Source organism: Brotonthovivens ammoniilytica (assembly GCF_025566885.1).
Taxonomy (GTDB): Bacteria; Bacillota; Clostridia; order Lachnospirales; family Lachnospiraceae; genus Brotonthovivens; species Brotonthovivens ammoniilytica.
Genome location: NZ_JAOQJQ010000001.1, coordinates 369,383 through 388,692, shown reverse-complemented (window position 1 = coordinate 388,692; position 19,310 = coordinate 369,383). Strand labels below are relative to the sequence as shown.

The window sequence follows — 19,310 nt, the reverse complement described above, 5'->3', positions numbered from 1 at the left end:
TTCATCCTTTCTTATCCTGCCGCATTCGTTCCTGACGGGAAAAAATACATCCGCAGTAGTCCTGGCGGTACAGATCATATTCCCCGGACAATTCCACCGAACGCTTATATCCGTTTTTCTTCTTAAAATCTGAGTTCAGAAAAGAAACCTGGTATTCCGCTGCTAAAGCCTCTCCGATTTCATTCAGCTTCCCGGCATTTTTTAAAGGACTGATAGTCAGCGTTGTTGTGAAAAAATCAAATCCTTTTTCCCTGCAGACTATAGCAGCCTCCTCAAGACGCAGCCTGTAGCAGGCAAAACAGCGCTCTCCGCCTTCTAACACCTGTTCCATTCCTTTGACTGCCGCAAAAAAACGCTCTGGTTCATAATTTCCCTCCAGAAAATCTACCGGATACTTAAAAGGCATACGGGAAATCAGATGCTTTTGCTCCCTGACTCTTTTCTGATATTCCTCTGCCTGAGTAATGTTGGGATTATAGTAAAATACTGTAATCTTAAAATACTGTGACAGGTACTCCAGAACATAACTGCTGCAGGGTGCACAGCAGCTGTGCAGCAGCAGTGACGGAACACAAGCCTGCTCTGTCAGGGTTTTTAATTTTTTTTCCAGTTCTTTTTGATAATTTCTTTTCTGATCCATGGAAATTATTTTATATGATTCAGCTCATTTTTACAATAGCACATTCCCTTTCTTTTCATACATTAGAGTATAGAACAAAAAAGGAGGCATGGTATGGAATCTATTTTTGAAGTAAATCATGTAAACTTCGCTTATCATTCTATGCAGGGTGAAGTTCCTGCTTTATCAGACATTTCATTCTCGGTTCAGCCGGGTGAATTTATAGCCATCGTGGGCCCCAGCGGATGCGGCAAGTCAACACTGCTGAATCTGCTGGCGGGTATGTTACAGCCCGAATCCGGAAGCATCTATTTATTCGGTCAGCCTCTGACCCCAGAGCTTCGCTGTCATATGGGTTATATGCTGCAGGATGATCAGCTGCTGGAATGGCGAAGTATTTATAAAAATGTACTGCTGGGTCTTGAAGTCAGACACCAGCTGACAGAAGCAAATAAATCTTATGCAAAAGAACTTCTTGAAACTTACGGCCTTTTGGCCTTTGCCGATGCAAGGCCATCTCAGCTGTCCGGAGGTATGCGCCAGAGAGCCGCCTTAGTCCGCACCCTTGTGCTAAAACCGGATCTTTTGTTTTTGGATGAACCATTTTCGGCGCTGGATTATCAGACCCGTCTGACAGCAGCTAATGATATCGGAACCATTATCCGGTCAGAACAAAAAACTGCGATTCTTGTCACCCACGATCTAGCGGAAGCGGTCAGTCTCGCAGACCGTATTATTATCTTAAGCAAACGCCCCGGAAGCATTCAAAAAATTGTCTCTGTGAAGCTTCCCGAAGGTTTAACACCTATGCAGCGGCGTAATGCAGATGATTTCAAACACTATTTTAATCTTATTTGGAAGGAGCTGAATCATGAGCCAGAGTCTCTCCAATCAGGAACAATACCTGAAACAACAACTGAGGCATAAACGCGTAATCACCTGGATGCGGATTTTGATTTTCGTATCTTTTTTTGCTTTATGGGAGCTTGCTGCAGATCTTGGCTGGATTGATGACTTTATCTTCAGCAGCCCCAGCCGTATGGTCAAATGTTTTATTTCCATGATCGCTGACAAAACTCTGTTTGGCCATCTTGGAATCACCCTGCTTGAAACACTGGTAAGTTTTGGGCTTGTGGTGGCATTTACACTCATCATTACCATCCTTTTATGGATGAATGAATCCGTCTCAAAAATTGTAGAACCGTACATGGTTATTTTAAACAGCCTGCCAAAGTCAGCCCTTGCGCCGCTTTTAATTGTATGGCTGGGCGGAAATTACAAAACCATTATTGTCACAGGTATGTCTGTCGCCATTTTTGGTTCAATTTTAAGTCTTTATACAAACTTTATGGAGGTGAATCCCAACAAAATCATGCTGATTAAAACCCTTGGGGGAACCCGCAGGGATATTTTATTTAAAGTGCTGCTCCCGGCCAATATCCCTGCTCTTTTATCCATTATGAAAGTAGATATCGGCCTTTGTCTGGTAGGCGTTATTATTGGCGAATTTATCGCTTCCCGGCAGGGACTTGGATATCTGATTATATACGGCAGCCAGGTATTCAAGCTTGACTGGGTTCTTATGAGTATTGTAATTCTATGTATTATCGCTATGATTCTTTACTGGATTATCAACAGAATTGATAAACAGTATCTAAAGAAGTTATAGACAGCCAAAAACAATTCCGGCGCACAGTCTAAATTTCTGCACACAAAAAACCACCCAGATATCACAGAGAATTTTCTCCGGATATCTGAGTGGTTTTCTAGTTTTTTATTACCATTCCAACAACTGACTAAGCATTTCCTTATTATGACAATCTGACAAAACCGCAAGATATTGCTTCTGTACATCTACAGGTACAATTAACTTCTCCTTAAAATTAGTTTCTTCCAATGTGTCATACATTTTTTTACAGTCACGTTCCAGTACCGTTTTTAGAAGGCTCTTTAATTCATCCTTATCATAATTTTTCTCTATAATCTGTTTTGGAGTCTCACTCATCTCATAAGAAAAATAAAAATCATACGTATTTTCTTTATATAAGTATTCCTGCATTTTTGCTGCATCCACAAATATTCCTTCTACCTTAATATCATATTGTCCGAACTGATCTGCAAACTCTTTATAGTACATCCTTGCAATGGTATTGTCGGGACATAAAAATTTTAACGTGGCTCCATTTAACTGTTCTCTTAAAGTTTTTGACAATTTTTCTGCATTCAGCCCCTTTGCCAGCTTTCGAAAAGATTCTCCGCCTTTTGCAGCTGCAGTAATTCCTTCTGCCGTCATATATTCTACAGATGGACTGTTTACAGAACGAATATTGCGGTATATCCCTGCAGGATCAGTTACTGCACAGACAGCCTCCTGCACTGACTTCTTACAGTCCGGAGAAAACCCTATATAAGAATAGTTCCCGGAAGGAAAACCATAAATATCATAACACTCCTGCTGCTTAAACAGATCTAGACTCGTCTGTGCACTGATAATCACTGCATCCGGCGAAAACTCTTTCATCTGACTATTTAAAACCTCTAACGGCATATTTACAAATCGTATCGTACTATATTCATACGGATTCTTTTTGGCATAAGTGTTTTCTGACAGTATAATTTCCTGCATTCCTTTTACACTTTCAATCTGATAGGGCCCCGTACCGGAGTATGTTTCTTTATTTTCAATCTTATGTATCACTGGCATGGAAAAAACCTGCATATTATTCAGAAGAACATCCTGAAACTGAAATCTCAGCTGTTTTTCGGAAAGAACTTCTATACCTGAAATATCTTCCGCTGTTCCCTGCTGATATTCCTCCATTCCCACAACTGACTTCATCAGATCCATTCCGGCATAAGAAGACCCTGGCTGATTTAATATAAGATAGGCCTCTTTCACTTTCTCTGCAGTAAGGGCTGTTCCATCAGAAAAAACAGTTTCACGTATTACCACATCCGCCACGGTCCCTTCTTCATGGAAAGAAATCTCTTCTGCCAATATAAATTCTATATCTTTTGTTTCCGAAATAGAAACCAATGATTCATAGATAAAACGGGATATCATTTCAGCTGTTTTTCCACTTTCCCACAATACCTGGCCTGACTGTGGAATATCGGAGCTTCCAATAATAAATTGCTGCATCCGCTCCTGATCTTTATCTATCTTACTTTCTGTCCCCTGATATTCCAGATATGGATGTTTTGTTGACGAAAAATACTTCAAACTGAAAAATAAAAGACCTAACACTGCAAGTGCCACAACTGCCAGGATCATTTTTTTCTTTTTCATAAACATTTATCTGCTCCTTACATCTCATTGCTTGTAATAGTATATCATAAAAATAACACGGAGAAAATTTTCTCCGTGTTATTTACTAACATTTCTGTCTTTTTCTAGAATACAAAACAACAAAGATAAATAAACATGACACACCAGACATTAAGAGCAGGAAGCTCCACCTTGATTCATCTCCTGTTTTCGGCGCCAGAATCCTGCGAAGCACATCTAAAAATCCCGCATTCATCTGATCCTCCAAAATTGGTTTTACAAAATCAAAGCCTTCTGATACATATGCTTTATTTGTAGTAGCATCGGCTGTTCTAGAAAGCACCAGACACTGGTCCAGCTCAGAGGATGTGTTCAGCAGCTGAAAATTTTCCTGTAATAATTTACTGTCCTTTATACCGTGGTTGGCCATATATGAGGTGACTTCTACATTTTCAGGAATATTTTCCACTTTTAACTGATATCCTGTCATACAACGTAAAACACTGCCATCCTCATTTGTGTATTTCAAATAAAGAGGTAAATTATCTACAGCATATTTTCCATTCTCATCACTGTAAACCGATTGTGAATATTCCGGAACAAAAATCCACTGTCCATCTATCCTTACATACTGATGAACGGAAATCTGTATGCCAGGAATCTTCATTTCACTTTCATCCAGCACTCCATCTCTGTTCTCATCCAGCCATACAGTACCTTGAATTTCTCCGTTTTCAAAAAGTGACAGCCCTGCATCATAACCGGTAATATCTTCTGCATATAAAATACTATACCGGCTGCCGCCGACAGTTCTTATTGTATTCTCACCGGCATTATCATGATTCTGAGTACTTTCTTTTGCAAGAACAATGTATTCATCTTCCTCTAAAAGCTCCAGATTGTCCGATCTTAAATCACTGTCCAGATCACGCTGGCTGCCCTGACGGTATTTTCCTACAGCCCATTTATCCGGTATACTTTCTAATCAAAATTTTGATACCTACAATTCTTTAACACCTAACTGGTATTATAAAGTGTTACGATAAAATCCGCAATGCCTTGATTTTACTACAGTTTTGGCAAGTGAGCTTTCCCTTAGACTTTCCCTTATGTTATATCCTTTTCCCTTGTGTTACGACACCTCATAAGGGCAAAAACAAGGGAAGCAAAATCCGGTAACAGCTAATAACATTATATAAATCACATAATCGGCTGGAACTGGTCAAGATGCTTCTACAACTGAAACAGATAAGAGAAAGGACTTTGCAATATGAATATCGTTCATGCAGAATATAATAAATATCACAACATCATAGACATCAATTATTACAATGGCTACATACTTCGGATTGACTGTGGCAAGGCAGAAGATGGATTGATTACTACTCCTAACTCTCAACGAATGTTGGATGCACTGGCGATTGACAATCCACTAGAATATGCCCGTTTGTATCTTGATTCAGAAATGCAAGATTGGGTGAATGCGATGAATATGGAATGGTATAGCACTTGATAAAAGAACATAAAAATGAGAAGAAATCTGTCAAAAGTATTTCTATAAAATACGATATTTCTTTAGCCCTTCCATAAATAATGAAATAGAGCCGATAACTCACAATCGAAATAACGAGTGATTCATCGGCTCTATATTTTATGGTTATGGATATCATGAGTATCGCTTTATATGCAATTGCTATTTTGTTAATTCCCAATATTTATGACCCATAAAGAAGATTGTTAATTCGTTTTGATCTACTTCTATCTCAAAATTCACGCTATTATCTCTCTGTTCCACAAAAATCATATTTGAGGAAGATATGCTATATAATGCATTGCCACAGGTAATACCCAATTCGGGCATATCTTTGTTTACAACAAGTCCTCCATTTTCTTGAAAGGTAAACACTTCCTCTGCATTTGCATTCTTCCATGTACCAATAATATTTTTTTTATTCTGAATGTGCTTTATTTTTCCAACACATACAACGATAAGTATAGCTACACTTACAATTAAAGCAATGCCTACAACACTCTTTGCCAATTTCTTTTTATTCAATTTCTATTATCTCCATTTTTAGTTTCTTTAAGATTGAATGATTCCATATTGCTTAATTCAGTATCTCCATGAATTTCTAACATTGATACGCTTCTCACAGGAAATAGAATAGGAGAGATTCATTCATAAATAATTAAATCATTCATACTTACCTGAATTTGTAATGTTTTTCCATATTTTCTCATAATTATCTACTATAGTTTTTTCTGAGGTCAAAAATGCAAACATAGATATACTTGAATAGAGAGTTTCCGCCGAATCAAAAACCACACAACTTTCATCATGAGTTAGATTTCTCTTTGAATATATTTCCGATACAGGCATAAATGAATTTTCTTCCTCTTTGGTGTATTTATACCCATCAATACATCCTAGATTTTTTAAAAATATTAAATAAGTATCTTCGGTCTTCAGATATTGCCATCCGTTAGTGTAAAATTCTTCACCTCTAACAAATGATACAGGTTCTATAATGTAAATACAGTCACCTACTGAAAGATTAGCAGAATTATCCTTATAGATTTCCTCTATTTTTACCATTGTTTTTGTTGATCGTAAACTCATTTCACGAGAATTTGTTACAGTTATACGAGCTATTAAAGAAGAATCTTTTTCCATATCATCCAATGAGTAATTACTTTCATTGTTAAAGTAAGAAGTTTTCTGCCCTCCTGTATAGAAAATTTCCATAGCTGTATTTTCTGATAAAGCAATATCAGGATCATGAACCCCTGTAGTTGTTTTTATCCCAGTCTTTCCATAGAATAAGGCTGTCACCATACAAATGATTACAACACAGATAGTTAATACAAATTTCTTCATTACATCAACTCCTTAATTTTACCAAATTCCATGCATATCTTCTCATCCGCTAATATTTCAATATCTTCTTTATTATGGCTTGTCAGTATAGTAATGGTATCATTCTTTTTTTCTTCCAATATACGTTCACGAAATAAATCAATGCTATGCTGATCCAATGCGTTAGTTGGCTCATCCAAAAGCAAAATTTTTGGATGTTCCATCAGTGCTTGACAAAGAGCTAGTTTTTGACGCATTCCTAATGAATATTTATTTACTTTTTTCTTTGATTTGGGATCAAGACCAAAGTATATCATTATTTCATATATTTCTTCATCTGATACAATTCCTTTTATATTGGAAAGCATTTTCAAATTTTCAAATCCTGAATACATACTCCAAAAAGAAATATTTTCAATAACAGCTCCTAAATCTGGTAAAACATCCATATCTTTATGTAATGCCTTGTGATTATATTTTATGTATCCTTTGTCTGTATTTATAAAACCTGCAATGGCTCTGAGTAGCATTGTTTTACCTGAACCATTTTTACCATATATTCCATATATTTTACCAGATTCAAATGTATAACTGATATCATCAAGCACTTTTTCACCTTTAATTGACTTTGAAATAGATTTTACATATAAATTCATGGATATCATTCACCTCACAATATTTGTTTTTTTTCGCAAAGAAATTTACCTATCCACACCAAAACAGCGGATGATATAACTGAAATGAGACAGCTTGACTTAAAATTCAATAAATCTATATTGCTTGTAGTCCATTCGTAATTTTCTTCGACATAATATATAATAAGCTTGTTATGCCAATTAAATAAAGGAATATGTAGCAAGGAATAATGCCAAATTTTCCATATAACATTTCCCATTGAAAAATAAAATCCACACACCATTACTGGAATAAAAAATACAATAAATGCAACGATGTATCCTATAATTGAATCTTTCCAAAATGAAAACAAATAACTAATCATTTGCAAATGAAAAATCTCTATCAATAGCATAAAAATAACTTTGAAATCTTCTAAGCCATTAGAGGTATGCTCTACAAAAAGAAAAAACAAATAATCGGAAACAACTACAATACAGTCACGTAATATCATTTTTATTAATATATCCTTATAAATTATGTGTTTTTTCCCATAACGAGGAAGTAGAATTACCATGTTATCATTTGCATCATTAAATAAGTCCATTGTAAGATAACAAATCTCAAGGATAAACAAAATCGCAAAAAATGATAAAGATATAAGGTCAAACGAATGATCTATTAGTATTCCCCCAAAATATATTTGTGAACGTACTCCTTCTGTTATTGTAACCAGACTATTATGAAACCCCAAGTACACATTAGCATAAAAATATCTAATTACAAATGTTATAAGTGATACTAGTAAGCATTTTCCAACATTAACATTCAAAATTTTTTTCTTATATAACTTCATAATTTTTTATTTTTCTCTGTATAATGCCAATACTTAATCCAAAAATAAGCAATATCAGAACAATTTCTCCTATTATATTTCCATGAACATTAGGCATAATATAACCTTGTATAGAGAATTCATTTAGCCCAAAGACAGAAACAATCAAATTAAAAACAATATAGAATATAAACAAAGCACCAGGTATCTTTGCGAAATATAGAACTTTCATTTTGTTATAATATGAAAGAGCATAAGCTAAGATAGCTAATCCCGAGCCAAAAATTCCGTAATTAAAAATGTATATTAGATTATATAAAGTTGGATGTTGCAATCTCACCATATCAAGAAAATTGTCAGCGTTATATGATACCAAACCTATAGCGTAATCAGGTTCTCCCCAAGCACTGTCATATCCATGTATTGGATATGTCAAGTGGCATAATAATAAATTTATGAGCATTGGTATTGTTATTGTCAAAAAGGTTACAATCAGAATGCCAAATAATTTTCCTGCTAAATATTTCTTTTTCCCGATTCTTTGAATAAGTAGGATTGAACTATTGCTTTTTTCTTCTCTTATTAAGGAAAGTGATGCAATAATTGTTGCATAAACAGGCAATAACAGATACATTATATATGGAATATATGCCGCTTCAGTGCCCTGTAATACGAAATTTTCATTTGCTGAACGAATAAATTGATAACTTTTTCCTATATCATTTTTTACACATAAAATATACGAAGCAATATTTAAAATCATTAGAGCAATAAAAACAACTTTATATTCTGCACGATCAATACAATGTTTGATTTCTATAAGAACCATTTTTTTCATAATCTTTACCAAAAGGGCATAAACCCACGAAGAGGTTTATGCCCATCCCTTCTGTTATCTAAAATCTACATTTCCACTTACAAATGCAGTTGATAATTGAGATTGATAATTTTCCATTCCCATACCGACCTGTGTGTTAGTAGAATTATAACCGCTCTTGGTAAAGATTAAATTACAAGATCCTGTTCCAACACCCTGCTTATACTTATTAGATATTTTACTCTTGCTGTTATTGACAGCCCAGAAATTTGCGTAAGAGGTATTGGTAATTGCTGTTACCTCATTTGTGATGTAATCATCGGATGTTGTTTTTGCATGCATAGAGGTAAAGTTATTAGTCTTATTCAGTTTAAGTGCATAAGCGGTGTAAGATGCCGCCTGAGAATATGCTGCTGAAGAAAGAAATACACATCCTGCACAAAACAAACCAATACCTACTTTTGCAATCTTCTGTTTTAAACTTTTTAACATCATAGTCAATTCCTCCCAATCTTATTTTTTTAACTGCGTTGGTACTTTTGGTTCATACAACAAACCACGGCACAATGAATTTGCATTACTTCGAGCAATAGCAGTCACTGCCTGAAGTACGAGACGGGCACTTTTCTGGGGTGCCTTGTTTACTTGCTTATTGTCCATCGTTTTCACCCCCCCCCCTCCTTAATTGTCTGACAATTACAGACAACTTTATTTGTTTACCATGGTATGTGCTTAATATAACAGAGTATTTAATTTTTTTCAATCCCTCTATGCACGAATGGTAGCCCAACATGCACGAACTGTTCTACATATAGGTATAAAACCGAAAAGATGGCAGATAGGTTAAGCACCTACCTGCCATCTTTAATCTATATATTTCAGAAATAATGATTAATTATTGTCAGTCTCATATATAGATTTATAACGCTCTCGATCAACTGGAATAATCTCATTATCATTAGCATCTTTATATGTAATAAACTCATCGTATTCTGTAACTGATTTTTCCTCTGAGACAGAATTAATAGAATACATATTCGAATCGTTACACATTACATTTGAATTTGGACCAGAAATTAGTAACGAACCATCCTCTTGTGCATATGCCAAAAAGATATAAATGGAATTTTCGGAAGGCAGTGAATCATTCTCAAACAGATAAATAGCATCTTGTTTTTCTGAAATTCCGCCTTGTTTAACAATAGGAATAGGTTTATCTGTAATAAGTTCACCTTTTATATTTTCGAGAACCTGAATAGTATAATTAGTGTAAGGCGAACCGACCTCCTTAGGATTTCCTTTTTCATCTTCAGTCGTTATAACATTTCGATACTCGGTTCCATCGCAACTGACAACCTTTGCTACAAATACGTAATCACAGATACCAACAGCTTCGCGAATGTTATCAGTATCATATACAAAAGATGCGTGCATCTGGTGGATTGGCAAGTTAGATACATTTGTATTCAGTTGACTTGCATTATTTTTGGATGCACATCCTGTAAAAAACATTCCTACGATAAGAACAATAGACAAAATACCATAGATACTTGATTTTTTCATAGCGTTCTCCCTCCCCTAATAATTATTATATGCGGCATCATATGAATCTTTATCATTTTGAGATAATGCCTGCGTACTAGTATGTCCCGTAATTGCTGCATCCATAACATCTGTTGAAGTACTGTGATCCAACCCTAATGCATGTCCCAATTCATGTGTCGCTACATTCTGTTTTTTACTATTACTATAACCGCTCATATAATAGGTATTGAGTTCAATTTTACCACTAGAATATGTCATGCCTGCCCATCCATTCGAAGCATTGACATCGCTTACGTATACATCTTCTACAACAAAAGCACTGTCTTTTCTGATTACTCCAGATTTATATGCATTCCATGTGGCAGCCCCAGTGTTAATATAACTCATGTAAGTGCTGTTTCCGTCATAGTCTAGATGTTTGCCAGAATCAACAAGATCCCATGTTTGTACATAAGCTTGTGCAAATGCCGTAATAGGAAATAGCATTGCTATAGCCATTAAAGTTATAATGCTATACAATAAATGATTTTTTAAAACAGATTTTTTAAAATGCATACTCCTTCACTCCTTTTCAATCATGTAACAACGGTTATCTTCAATTATTCTTAAAGGTTATCTTTATGAAAATTGAAACGCAACACATACTAGTACACATTATATATCCTGTTAATATTCCTAAAGTACGACATCTTATCATCTCCACTCCATATTATAGATTCTCAGAATACTTAAGATGTAGTAGTATACCTTGAATATAACAAAATCTTTATACTTTTCAATACCTCTATGCATGAATGGTAGCTCACTATGCACAAACGGTAGCATATTATGTTGTGTACCTACTTTATTGATGATAAAATATGACGGAGAATGATTAAAGGAAGTGGTAGCTATGCTATATATTGACTCAATATGGGAATATATTGTTAATTTCTTAGAACTGGCATTGTTTATAATATTTATCCATAAAAAATTGCGTATTCGAGCAAATTATAAACATCAAGCAGTTTTGATGTTTCTTTTCGTATCATTTCAGTTTGCTGTGTTATGCACGCTGAATAAAATGGGAATATCATCCTACAGCACTTTGATGTCATCTTGTGTTTTGGACATTGGATATGCAGTATTGTTCTATCGTGATAGTATAATTCGCCGTATCTTTTGGGGCTTTTCGTATTCCATCATTTGCTTAGTTGCAGAACAGATTTCGTTCTTTATTCCCGTTACTCTTTATAAAGGAGCGTCTCTGGAGCTATTATTAGGTGGAACATTACGGAAGCCATATACCATGTTATATTTGGCAATGATAGCTGTTTTTGTCTTGTTATTTCATTCTATTGGAAACAAAGACATATCTCTTTCACCGTTCCAAAAAGTTGCATATATTTTCATCGCAATTTCTGGACTTGCAATCGGGCACTACATATTAAGGCTGACTTTGGAATCTGTTGATAAATTTGGTGATTCATCCTTTTCAGCTAGGCTATCATTGGTTGACTTGTTTTTTATTATTTTATTTTTAGTATTGATGCTATACATATACCAGCTAGGTTATTCAAAAGAAGAAAACATACGATTACTGGAAGAACAAAAGATTTATGAGCTGGAAAGGACTGAGTTCAATAGCTTATCTGAGACAACTGAACGATTACGAAAAATGAAACATGATATGCAGATTTATGTGGATGCAATCAACGTATTAGCAAAAGACAAGAAATGGGATGAACTTATAGCATATACAGAGCAATACCATAACACTCTTGCAACTACGCAAAGTGCCATAGCAACGGGAAATATTGCTATTGACTGCATACTTACCGCAAAACTTGATTATGCTGAAAAACACGGAATTAAGACAGAATATTCTATTATGGCTCCTGAAAATTTTCCGCTTGATTCTGTTGAGCTTTCATCCATACTTGGAAATATATGGAATAATTCCATTGAAGCAGGAGAAAGACTTATAATCTCTGATCCAACCGAGCATCCATACATTTATTTTTATATTAAACCTTACCAGAATATGATACTGATTCACATTGAAAATAATTATGATGGTGTGATAAAAGGTAGCATTGATGGAGACATTTTGAGTGTTAAACAAGGAAAAGAACATGGACTTGGGATAAGACGAGTAAAAGAGCTTGTAGAAAAGGCAGATGGCGTATTGCAGATTACATCTGATAACAAAATTTTTTCCGTACATATTATGATACCGGATAAGGAGAATAACAAACTACTATGAAAATGAAAATAACCATACTTGAAGATTCTGTGATCGAATCAGAACGGCTGAAAAATGGAATAAGAAAATACGGGCAGCAATATGATTGGGATATTGAAATTGACGAATACGAATCGGGCGAAGAATATTTTTCAAAAAATTCTGAAGGCACAACTATACAGGCTTCAGCATTTTTCCTTGACATACAAATGGGGCAAATGAATGGAATTGAGGTTGCTAAACGCCTTCGTGAATCTGGTTATCAAGGTATTATTGTATTTTTAACAGCTTTTAGAGAATATGTATTCCGAGGATATGAAGTCAGAGCTTTAAACTACTTGCTAAAACCCGTCAAGGAAAATACTCTTTTTCTGTGTTTGGATGAAATCGCGAAGGAGTTATCTAATAATACCTACATATACCGAAACAAGCAGGAAATTGTAAGTATTCCCTATGCAGATATATTGACATTTTCGAGCAGATTACATTATGTGGATATATTGACCGTAGACGGCAAATGCTATGAACAAATGTCTACCCTAAATAAGATTATTGTCCATTTGCCAAGTGAATTTATCCGAACCCATCGTTCTTATATTGTAAATATGGCACATATCTATCGTATTACATCAGGAACGATTGAATTGTCAAATCATCTAACTACACAAATCGCACGTTCTTATTCCAAAGACGTGATAAGTGCTTTTGCCAAATATACAACAAGATTTGATACAAGCGGGGATTTTGAATGATTACGAAGTGGGCTACATCTATTGCTAATAAGTTAGCAGAACTATCCGGGGAGGATGTTTCTGCGGATCAATTAGAAATATACATATATGGCTTAGAATGTTTTTTGAATACTTTTATAACCATAGTGTTATTGTTCGTATGGGGAGTTTTATCACATACACTCGGCTATACCCTAATTTGGGTAATTACCTTTTCATTGTTACGACATTATACCGGAGGTGCCCATGCTCCAACGCAGTTAACATGTATCTTAGGCAGCTTTTTTCTCGGTTGTCTTGATAAGTGGGCTATAATCTATTTAAAGCCAACTGTACTAGGATATTTGATACTTGTCCTTATGTGTATATTATTTGCACCTATAAGTAACCATAAAATATGTTTAACCACCAAACAAAAATGGATACATAAACTTATTTCTGTGATAATTGTTAGCATTGGATTTCTGCTGTTTTATAAAATTGGAAACACGAAGATGAATACCACATTGTTTTATTCCTTTTTCTGCGTAATCATTCTTATGATAGTCGAAACAATTAAAAATCTAATGAGACACTTTAAATAGCAGGATGACTTTTCATAAATATTCAAAAAAGATAAAGAATTTGATGGTCTTTATCTTTTTTGAATTTAATTAGATTATCTAGCTCCTCTGTCTGATGGCGAACGATAGTTAAAATCTCTGTCCTGTTCCCGTTTCTGAACTTCTGCCTGTTTTTCTGCCAGCTTTCGATGGATTGAGTTTTCTCCATACTTGGAGTTCCATTCCTTGTTTGCTTTGACATAGGATTCATACTCGGACTTGCCTTGTTTATAGACTTGCAGGAACGCATCTACCGTTGGATATTTGTAATCCTGCACGATATGGGATAATCCCTGCTTCATAATCTTAATCGTTTCTGCGTATTTGTTAGACTGTGCCTGCAATTCCTTTCGTTTCTTTCCTTGGAATAATCCTGTACAGTTCTTCAAATCCTCGTCAATAAGGTCTTTTTTCACTTCCTGCGTATGAATGGCTCTGTTTTGTCGTTTAAGTTTCTCCATAATCTCTTCAAGTCGCATCTCATAATCGTGTGCCAGCTCAGACATTCTTGGTCTTGGCGGAATAACGGTCTTTTCTGCGGTAGTAGTAGCAGGTGCTTTGAATGGTTGGGTCACAGCAGGAATTGTCTGATTGTCTGTCTGTGTAACGGATGGAGCTGGTTGTTTCTCTTGTTTTTCATTTCTTCGCTCCATAAGGTCGGAGATTCTGGCTTTCTGTTGTTCCTGTTTCTGTATCAGCAACTTTATGAGTTCTTTTAACAGCTCGATTGCCCGAAAGATAATCATAAACAAAAGCTCCGGATGATTGCCATACTTGTGAATGGATTCCTTAATCGGAGTTGAAATCTGTTCCTGCTTTACCTTTAAGATTTCCTTTCGCTCCATCCCCGATACCAAAGCGTGATCCACAGTACGATTCCAGTCCTGTATGACCTTATTATTGAGTGTAATCTTATCTGCCTTTGGATTGTTCTTACCGATTTTCTTAGTGGCAAGATAGACATCCCCACGCTTGAATGCAGACAGCTTTTCTTTCTCATCTTTGACAAGTCCGTTGATGACATCGGTATAAAATACCTTGACCTCATCTAAGAAATGTTCCTGCTTAAAGCGAGCGTCCTTGATGGTAAACATCTGTCTTTCGTAGACCTCACCTTTCTTGATCACCTTACACCTTTTACGGATAGTTCCATTCTCGTCTAGGATTTCTTTCTTGGTACGAACATGATTACCTTTCTCATCATAGAACATATTTCTGGTGGCAATCTTTTCTATCGGTTCGTCAAGATAATTTCGTTCTGCAAAGATAAGATGGATATGATAATTCGTCTTTCGTTTGTTATGATGGAGTGCTGCAATACAATCAACACCATACCGACTTTTGAATTTATCCGTCATATATTTTAATAGTCCGTCTGGCGGATAATCCACAAAGGATTCCGGCAGGGCAATGATAAATTCTCTTGCTTCGATACATTTTCCCTCTGTACCGCTTTTCTTAAATTCTGCCTGATTGCACTTGGCAAGTTCTGTCCAAAATTTTCGGTCTGTGGTTTCATATACCGCATAGAGATTTTCCTGTTTTTTGTCACTGGAGATATAATAGATTCTTCCACGAACATTATGGAGCTTTGACATCTGCACAAATGAATTTCTTGGCATAGCGATTTCCTCCTTTCCCAGTTTTGATTTTGGAAAAGAGGACAGATAAGATAGATGAGATGTGAGTAGTAAACTTTCCCTGTGAGCGAGTGCATAGGCACTCGTCTTGCGAACACATCCGCCTTGTGGCGGCTAAGCCTCGCAGAGCGAAATACACAGAGTACAAAACGAAGTTTTGTGCGATGGGTGTATTTCGCTCTCAAACGCCGAGGGCTTGCTTATGAAGTTCACTTTTAGCTGTAACTGTTCCCTCAGCACCTAATTTTGTGCCTTTAATGGCACACTTTTTATGTGCCGTATCCGGCACTCCCTTTTCTTAACAGAAATGCTAGAAGATTGCTATGAAAATCAGCGAAACAATAGACGAATCCGTTAGCACTTTTGCCTTAACAATAGCATTGTTCTATTATTCAGACTTTTTAGCAAAAACCGTAGAAACAGTAGAAGTCTGCTATTAAAATCGAAAAAACAATAGCACGATTCGTTAGCATTTTTGCCCTGACAATAGCATTGTGTTACTTCGCTTACTTTTAAACTGTGTCTGGCAAGGAAGTGGTAGTAAAAGTTCCTATTAAATTTCATTTTTAATAGTGCATTGTTTTATTACATTTTGATTTTAATAGAGCTTTTTACTATTAACTCTTTGAAAATGTACCCCATAGATTGGACACTCAAAATCATAGTAGCGTACACTTTTTGTCATAGGTCGGACAGCTTTTTTCATAGCTACACTTGGTATGACTTCTCACAGCACTTTTTGTAAGTTGGGTGGACTTGTCCTACCAGTCGGCTTCACTTGGGTGGATGGTTGCACCCACTTCATTTTCTGGCTTGGGTGGACTATTCATAACACCTTTTGCATCTTGGGTGGACTTGTCCTACCAACAAGCTATAACTGGGTGGACGATTGCACCCATTCACATCCATCTTGTCCTCATTTTCCAAAAGTTCTGGTTGTATCTGAGGACTTGTCCGTGATATAATCTATTTGCGTGTAGGTATATCATGGCTTTTAGTCAGATACATACCAGAGGGATGGTCTTAGGACTGTCCCTTATTCATTTTTCATTGTTCCCTTGACCGCTTTTACTGCGTGTCTGTCTCGTAAATCCTTCCCCTCATTGAGAATCAGAAACTCGTCTAATCGTTCCCTGCGGATTAAGATTTTTCTTCCCACTCTAAGGATAGGCAGCTTTTCCCATTCCACAAGATTTCTAAGAGTGTTTCTTCCGATACCTGTATAGTCGGCAGCTTCTTCAATGGAGAGAGCAAACTTTAATTCTGTCATTCGATCACCTCATTCCTGCGTAGGATTACAAGTCTTGTATATCAGAGGATGTTCCTTTTTGAAGAAAGGATTAGCCTTTTTTAAAACTTGCGTTACGCAATTCTGATTAAAGTATATATCTTTTATAACGCTATGTCAAGCCTTACGAAATTCTATCATCTTTTATAGAATTGCGTATTGCAATATATCGTGTTATGTGGTATAGTAATGACATACCGAAAAAGGAGGTTCGCAAGTATGTTAAAAGATAAAGAATTGCGAAAGACAATCGGTAGCAGAGCAAAAAGCCGTAGACAGGAGTTAGGATTGAACCAGCCTTATGTCGCTGAAAAAATGGGCGTGACAGCCTCAACCATTCAGAGATACGAAGCAGGAACGATTGATAACACCAAGAAAATGACCTTAGAAGGTCTGGCAGATGCACTTCATGTATCTGTGGAATGGCTGAAAGGTGAGACGGACGAATACGAAACAGACATTACGGATAAAAGAGAATTACAGATTCGTGATGTGATGACTTCCATTCTGAATAAGCTCCCTTATGATATGGAACAGTCCGAAAGTGATTTTTCCAAAGACCTGCTACTACTGATGTTACGGGAATACGAGCTGTTCGTGGATTCGTTCCAGTTCGCTTGTAAGAATTTCAAAGGAAATACAGATAACAAAATGCTCGCCCAGACAATGGGGTTTGAATCCAATAAGGAATACAATGAGATTATGTTCCTTAGAGAAATCACCCACACCGTCAACGCATTGAACGATATGGGCGATATTGTAAGACTGTATTCTAAGAATCCTGAGACAGCGAAAAATCGACTAGCCAATCTTTTATCAGAAAAAGATCCCGATTCGGTATAGATAGGCAGACGGAGCTATGATATACTTACACGCAAGAAGCATTTCACCAGTTCCGATTGCCGATATCGAAAGGAGAAACGATTATGGCAAAAGGTTCTGTAAGGAAGAAAGGCAAGAAATGGTACTACCGCTTTTATGTGGAGGATGCAAGTGGTAACTTGGTTCAGAAAGAATTTGCAGGTACGGAGAGCAAATCAGAGACAGAGAAAATGTTACGCAAGGCTATGGAGGATTATGACGCAAAGAAATTTCTAGCCAAAGCGGACAACCTCACACTCGGACAGATGCTAGATGTATGGGCAGAGGAAGATTTGAAAACGGGTTCACTTAGCAACGGTACAGTCGGTAACTATTTACAGGCAGTAAACAGGATTAAACAACACCCAATCGGAAACAGAAAACTAAAGACAGTCACTTCGGAGCATTTGCAGAAGTTTATGGATTTACTTGCATTTGGCGGTGAGGAAGGAAATTTTAAGTCAAAGGGTTACACCATCGACTATATCCGTTCTTTCCACGCAGTCCTGCAACAGTCCTTCCGATTTGCAGTCTTTCCAAAGCAGTACATCACATTCAATCCAATGCAGTATGTGGTAATGCGTAGGAAAGCCGAGGAAGATGTGGATTTGTTTTCTGATAATGATGAGGATGCAGAGGTTATCAACCCGATTACACCAGAGCAGTATCAAACGCTTATGGAGTATCTGGAAGAAAGAAACAAGCCTGCTGTCCTGCCGGTACAGATAGCGTACTACACAGGTCTTAGACTTGGAGAGGTATGCGGACTGTCTTGGAGTGACATTAACTTTGAGGAACAGTATCTGACAGTACGAAGAAGTGTCCGTTACAACGGAGCAAGGCACAAGACCGAGATTGGTCCGACAAAGCGAAAGAAAGTCCGTATCGTGGATTTCTGTGATACGCTCGCTGACATCTTAAAGAAAGCGAAAAAGGAACAGAGAAAGCAGGTATTCAGTTACGGAGAACTCTATCAGAGGAACTACTACAGGGAAGTTAAGGAAAAGAATCGTATCTACTATGAGCTTTATCATTTGGATGGCACAGAGGACATTCCGCTTGATTACAACGAGATTAACCTTGTATGTATCAGACCGGACGGAGCATACGAAGCCCCTGCAACGGTTGAGACAGCTTTAAGGACAGCAAGGAAACGATTGTCGGAGCTTGATGATAATTTCCACTTCCACACCCTGCGACACACTTATACCACAAACCTGCTCTCAAATGGAGCAGCACCAAAGGATGTACAGGAATTACTTGGACACTCGGATGTAAGTACCACTATGAATGTCTATGCACACGCTAACCGAGAAGGTAAGCGAAACTCAGCCCGACTACTTGATAAGGTGGTTGGAGAATAAAATCGAATAAGAAAAACTTTCCCTTGTAGATACCTCATAAGGGC

General features: G+C 36.6%; 22 protein-coding genes. 8 read left to right on the top strand and 14 right to left on the bottom strand.

The features are described 5' to 3' along the window. Position 1: 1 nt before the first annotated feature. On the bottom strand, positions 2–640 hold the full coding sequence (locus tag OCV88_RS01730) for an epoxyqueuosine reductase QueH (RefSeq protein ID WP_158423908.1): 639 nt from the start codon (positions 638–640) through the stop codon (positions 2–4). Positions 641–733: 93 nt separating this feature from the next. On the opposite strand from OCV88_RS01730, the gene OCV88_RS01725 reads away from it, so the two are divergent. Then, positions 734–1,546, top strand: coding sequence for an ABC transporter ATP-binding protein (locus OCV88_RS01725; protein ID WP_158423907.1), 813 nt, complete (start codon positions 734–736; stop codon positions 1,544–1,546). After that, on the top strand, positions 1,491–2,288 hold the full coding sequence (locus OCV88_RS01720; protein ID WP_158423906.1) for an ABC transporter permease: 798 nt from the start codon (positions 1,491–1,493) through the stop codon (positions 2,286–2,288). The genes OCV88_RS01725 and OCV88_RS01720 overlap by 56 nt, the downstream gene beginning before the upstream one ends. Positions 2,289–2,396: 108 nt before the next feature. Here the strand turns inward: OCV88_RS01720 and OCV88_RS01715 are convergent, their stop codons facing one another. Then, complete coding sequence (locus tag OCV88_RS01715) at positions 2,397–3,908, bottom strand: ABC transporter substrate-binding protein (RefSeq protein WP_262590591.1); 1,512 nt, start codon at positions 3,906–3,908, stop codon at positions 2,397–2,399. An 85-nt stretch (positions 3,909–3,993) separates the two neighbouring features. Next, positions 3,994–4,554, bottom strand: coding sequence for a hypothetical protein (locus OCV88_RS01710; protein ID WP_158423904.1), 561 nt, complete (start codon positions 4,552–4,554; stop codon positions 3,994–3,996). Between the two features lie 603 nt (positions 4,555–5,157). Between OCV88_RS01710 and OCV88_RS01705 the strand changes: the two genes are divergently transcribed. Continuing rightward, positions 5,158–5,400 (top strand): DUF6061 family protein, encoded by a 243-nt coding sequence (locus OCV88_RS01705; protein WP_008397019.1) that lies wholly within the window; start codon positions 5,158–5,160, stop codon positions 5,398–5,400. Between the two features lie 180 nt (positions 5,401–5,580). Here the strand turns inward: OCV88_RS01705 and OCV88_RS01700 are convergent, their stop codons facing one another. The 9 genes from OCV88_RS01700 to OCV88_RS01660 all read right to left on the bottom strand — a co-directional run bounded on the left by OCV88_RS01700 (position 5,581) and on the right by OCV88_RS01660 (position 11,111). Beyond that, entirely contained in the window at positions 5,581–5,943 is a 363-nt protein-coding gene (locus OCV88_RS01700) for a hypothetical protein (protein ID WP_008397018.1), read from the bottom strand. A 138-nt stretch (positions 5,944–6,081) separates the two neighbouring features. Beyond that, positions 6,082–6,765, bottom strand: a complete 684-nt coding sequence (locus tag OCV88_RS01695; protein ID WP_008397017.1) for a hypothetical protein — start codon at positions 6,763–6,765, stop codon at positions 6,082–6,084. After that, entirely contained in the window at positions 6,765–7,400 is a 636-nt protein-coding gene (locus OCV88_RS01690; RefSeq protein ID WP_015559483.1) for an ABC transporter ATP-binding protein, read from the bottom strand. Before OCV88_RS01690 ends, OCV88_RS01695 begins: the two co-directional genes overlap by 1 nt. Before the next feature lie 14 nt (positions 7,401–7,414). Next, complete coding sequence (locus OCV88_RS01685; protein ID WP_008397014.1) at positions 7,415–8,215, bottom strand: hypothetical protein; 801 nt, start codon at positions 8,213–8,215, stop codon at positions 7,415–7,417. Then, a complete protein-coding gene (locus tag OCV88_RS01680) occupies positions 8,202–9,032 on the bottom strand; it encodes an ABC transporter permease subunit (protein ID WP_008397012.1) in 831 nt (276 codons plus the stop codon). Before OCV88_RS01680 ends, OCV88_RS01685 begins: the two co-directional genes overlap by 14 nt. Before the next feature lie 54 nt (positions 9,033–9,086). Continuing rightward, the gene (locus OCV88_RS01675; protein ID WP_008397010.1) at positions 9,087–9,506 is read right to left on the bottom strand and encodes a hypothetical protein; all 420 of its coding nucleotides are present in this window, start codon (positions 9,504–9,506) and stop codon (positions 9,087–9,089) included. An 18-nt stretch (positions 9,507–9,524) separates the two neighbouring features. Next, complete coding sequence (locus tag OCV88_RS01670) at positions 9,525–9,671, bottom strand: cyclic lactone autoinducer peptide (RefSeq protein WP_015568874.1); 147 nt, start codon at positions 9,669–9,671, stop codon at positions 9,525–9,527. A gap of 231 nt (positions 9,672–9,902) precedes the next feature. Next, positions 9,903–10,574, bottom strand: a complete 672-nt coding sequence (locus OCV88_RS01665) for a hypothetical protein (RefSeq protein ID WP_008397007.1) — start codon at positions 10,572–10,574, stop codon at positions 9,903–9,905. Between the two features lie 15 nt (positions 10,575–10,589). Continuing rightward, a complete protein-coding gene (locus OCV88_RS01660) occupies positions 10,590–11,111 on the bottom strand; it encodes a matrixin family metalloprotease (RefSeq protein WP_008397006.1) in 522 nt (173 codons plus the stop codon). 337 nt (positions 11,112–11,448) lie between these two features. Here OCV88_RS01660 and OCV88_RS01655 point away from each other — a divergent pair, with 337 nt between their 5' ends. The 3 genes from OCV88_RS01655 to OCV88_RS16045 are packed head-to-tail and all read left to right on the top strand — an operon-like array spanning position 11,449 to position 14,095. Continuing rightward, positions 11,449–12,801, top strand: coding sequence for an ATP-binding protein (locus tag OCV88_RS01655; RefSeq protein WP_008397004.1), 1,353 nt, complete (start codon positions 11,449–11,451; stop codon positions 12,799–12,801). Beyond that, positions 12,798–13,532 carry a LytR/AlgR family response regulator transcription factor gene (locus tag OCV88_RS01650; RefSeq protein WP_015559482.1) on the top strand — a complete coding sequence of 245 codons (735 nt, stop codon included), beginning with the start codon at positions 12,798–12,800 and terminating at the stop codon, positions 13,530–13,532. The genes OCV88_RS01655 and OCV88_RS01650 overlap by 4 nt, the downstream gene beginning before the upstream one ends. After that, positions 13,529–14,095 (top strand): accessory gene regulator B family protein, encoded by a 567-nt coding sequence (locus OCV88_RS16045; RefSeq protein ID WP_008397001.1) that lies wholly within the window; start codon positions 13,529–13,531, stop codon positions 14,093–14,095. The genes OCV88_RS01650 and OCV88_RS16045 overlap by 4 nt, the downstream gene beginning before the upstream one ends. Before the next feature lie 74 nt (positions 14,096–14,169). Here the strand turns inward: OCV88_RS16045 and OCV88_RS01640 are convergent, their stop codons facing one another. Continuing rightward, positions 14,170–15,735: a MobA/MobL family protein gene (locus OCV88_RS01640; protein WP_015559481.1), complete on the bottom strand. Its 1,566-nt coding sequence runs from the start codon at positions 15,733–15,735 to the stop codon at positions 14,170–14,172. A 1,054-nt stretch (positions 15,736–16,789) separates the two neighbouring features. Further along, positions 16,790–17,023: a helix-turn-helix domain-containing protein gene (locus tag OCV88_RS01635; protein WP_008396997.1), complete on the bottom strand. Its 234-nt coding sequence runs from the start codon at positions 17,021–17,023 to the stop codon at positions 16,790–16,792. A 237-nt stretch (positions 17,024–17,260) separates the two neighbouring features. Between OCV88_RS01635 and OCV88_RS01630 the strand changes: the two genes are divergently transcribed. Both OCV88_RS01630 and OCV88_RS01625 read left to right on the top strand, forming a co-directional pair. Continuing rightward, positions 17,261–17,884, top strand: coding sequence for a helix-turn-helix domain-containing protein (locus tag OCV88_RS01630; RefSeq protein WP_008396996.1), 624 nt, complete (start codon positions 17,261–17,263; stop codon positions 17,882–17,884). 83 nt (positions 17,885–17,967) lie between these two features. Continuing rightward, a complete protein-coding gene (locus OCV88_RS01625; protein WP_055164152.1) occupies positions 17,968–19,266 on the top strand; it encodes a tyrosine-type recombinase/integrase in 1,299 nt (432 codons plus the stop codon). Positions 19,267–19,310 lie beyond the last annotated feature (44 nt).

What these genes read in the sequence shown, in the direction of transcription:
- OCV88_RS01715 (WP_262590591.1), bottom strand. Translation starts at nt 3,908, where the DNA reads ATGAAAAAGAAAAAAATGATCCTGGCAGTTGTGGCACTTGCAGTGTTA.
- OCV88_RS01665 (WP_008397007.1), bottom strand. Translation starts at nt 10,574, where the DNA reads ATGAAAAAATCAAGTATCTATGGTATTTTGTCTATTGTTCTTATCGTA.
- OCV88_RS01640 (WP_015559481.1), bottom strand. Translation starts at nt 15,735, where the DNA reads ATGCCAAGAAATTCATTTGTGCAGATGTCAAAGCTCCATAATGTTCGT.
- OCV88_RS01625 (WP_055164152.1), top strand. Translation starts at nt 17,968, where the DNA reads ATGGCAAAAGGTTCTGTAAGGAAGAAAGGCAAGAAATGGTACTACCGC.
- OCV88_RS01650 (WP_015559482.1), top strand. Translation starts at nt 12,798, where the DNA reads ATGAAAATGAAAATAACCATACTTGAAGATTCTGTGATCGAATCAGAA.
- OCV88_RS01655 (WP_008397004.1), top strand. Translation starts at nt 11,449, where the DNA reads ATGCTATATATTGACTCAATATGGGAATATATTGTTAATTTCTTAGAA.
- OCV88_RS01680 (WP_008397012.1), bottom strand. Translation starts at nt 9,032, where the DNA reads ATGAAAAAAATGGTTCTTATAGAAATCAAACATTGTATTGATCGTGCA.
- OCV88_RS01685 (WP_008397014.1), bottom strand. Translation starts at nt 8,215, where the DNA reads ATGAAGTTATATAAGAAAAAAATTTTGAATGTTAATGTTGGAAAATGC.
- OCV88_RS01690 (WP_015559483.1), bottom strand. Translation starts at nt 7,400, where the DNA reads ATGAATTTATATGTAAAATCTATTTCAAAGTCAATTAAAGGTGAAAAA.
- OCV88_RS01705 (WP_008397019.1), top strand. Translation starts at nt 5,158, where the DNA reads ATGAATATCGTTCATGCAGAATATAATAAATATCACAACATCATAGAC.
- OCV88_RS01710 (WP_158423904.1), bottom strand. Translation starts at nt 4,554, where the DNA reads ATGAAGATTCCTGGCATACAGATTTCCGTTCATCAGTATGTAAGGATA.
- OCV88_RS01720 (WP_158423906.1), top strand. Translation starts at nt 1,491, where the DNA reads ATGAGCCAGAGTCTCTCCAATCAGGAACAATACCTGAAACAACAACTG.
- OCV88_RS01730 (WP_158423908.1), bottom strand. Translation starts at nt 640, where the DNA reads ATGGATCAGAAAAGAAATTATCAAAAAGAACTGGAAAAAAAATTAAAA.
- OCV88_RS01660 (WP_008397006.1), bottom strand. Translation starts at nt 11,111, where the DNA reads ATGCATTTTAAAAAATCTGTTTTAAAAAATCATTTATTGTATAGCATT.
- OCV88_RS16045 (WP_008397001.1), top strand. Translation starts at nt 13,529, where the DNA reads ATGATTACGAAGTGGGCTACATCTATTGCTAATAAGTTAGCAGAACTA.
- OCV88_RS01635 (WP_008396997.1), bottom strand. Translation starts at nt 17,023, where the DNA reads ATGACAGAATTAAAGTTTGCTCTCTCCATTGAAGAAGCTGCCGACTAT.
- OCV88_RS01725 (WP_158423907.1), top strand. Translation starts at nt 734, where the DNA reads ATGGAATCTATTTTTGAAGTAAATCATGTAAACTTCGCTTATCATTCT.
- OCV88_RS01695 (WP_008397017.1), bottom strand. Translation starts at nt 6,765, where the DNA reads ATGAAGAAATTTGTATTAACTATCTGTGTTGTAATCATTTGTATGGTG.
- OCV88_RS01675 (WP_008397010.1), bottom strand. Translation starts at nt 9,506, where the DNA reads ATGATGTTAAAAAGTTTAAAACAGAAGATTGCAAAAGTAGGTATTGGT.
- OCV88_RS01630 (WP_008396996.1), top strand. Translation starts at nt 17,261, where the DNA reads ATGTTAAAAGATAAAGAATTGCGAAAGACAATCGGTAGCAGAGCAAAA.
- OCV88_RS01670 (WP_015568874.1), bottom strand. Translation starts at nt 9,671, where the DNA reads ATGGACAATAAGCAAGTAAACAAGGCACCCCAGAAAAGTGCCCGTCTC.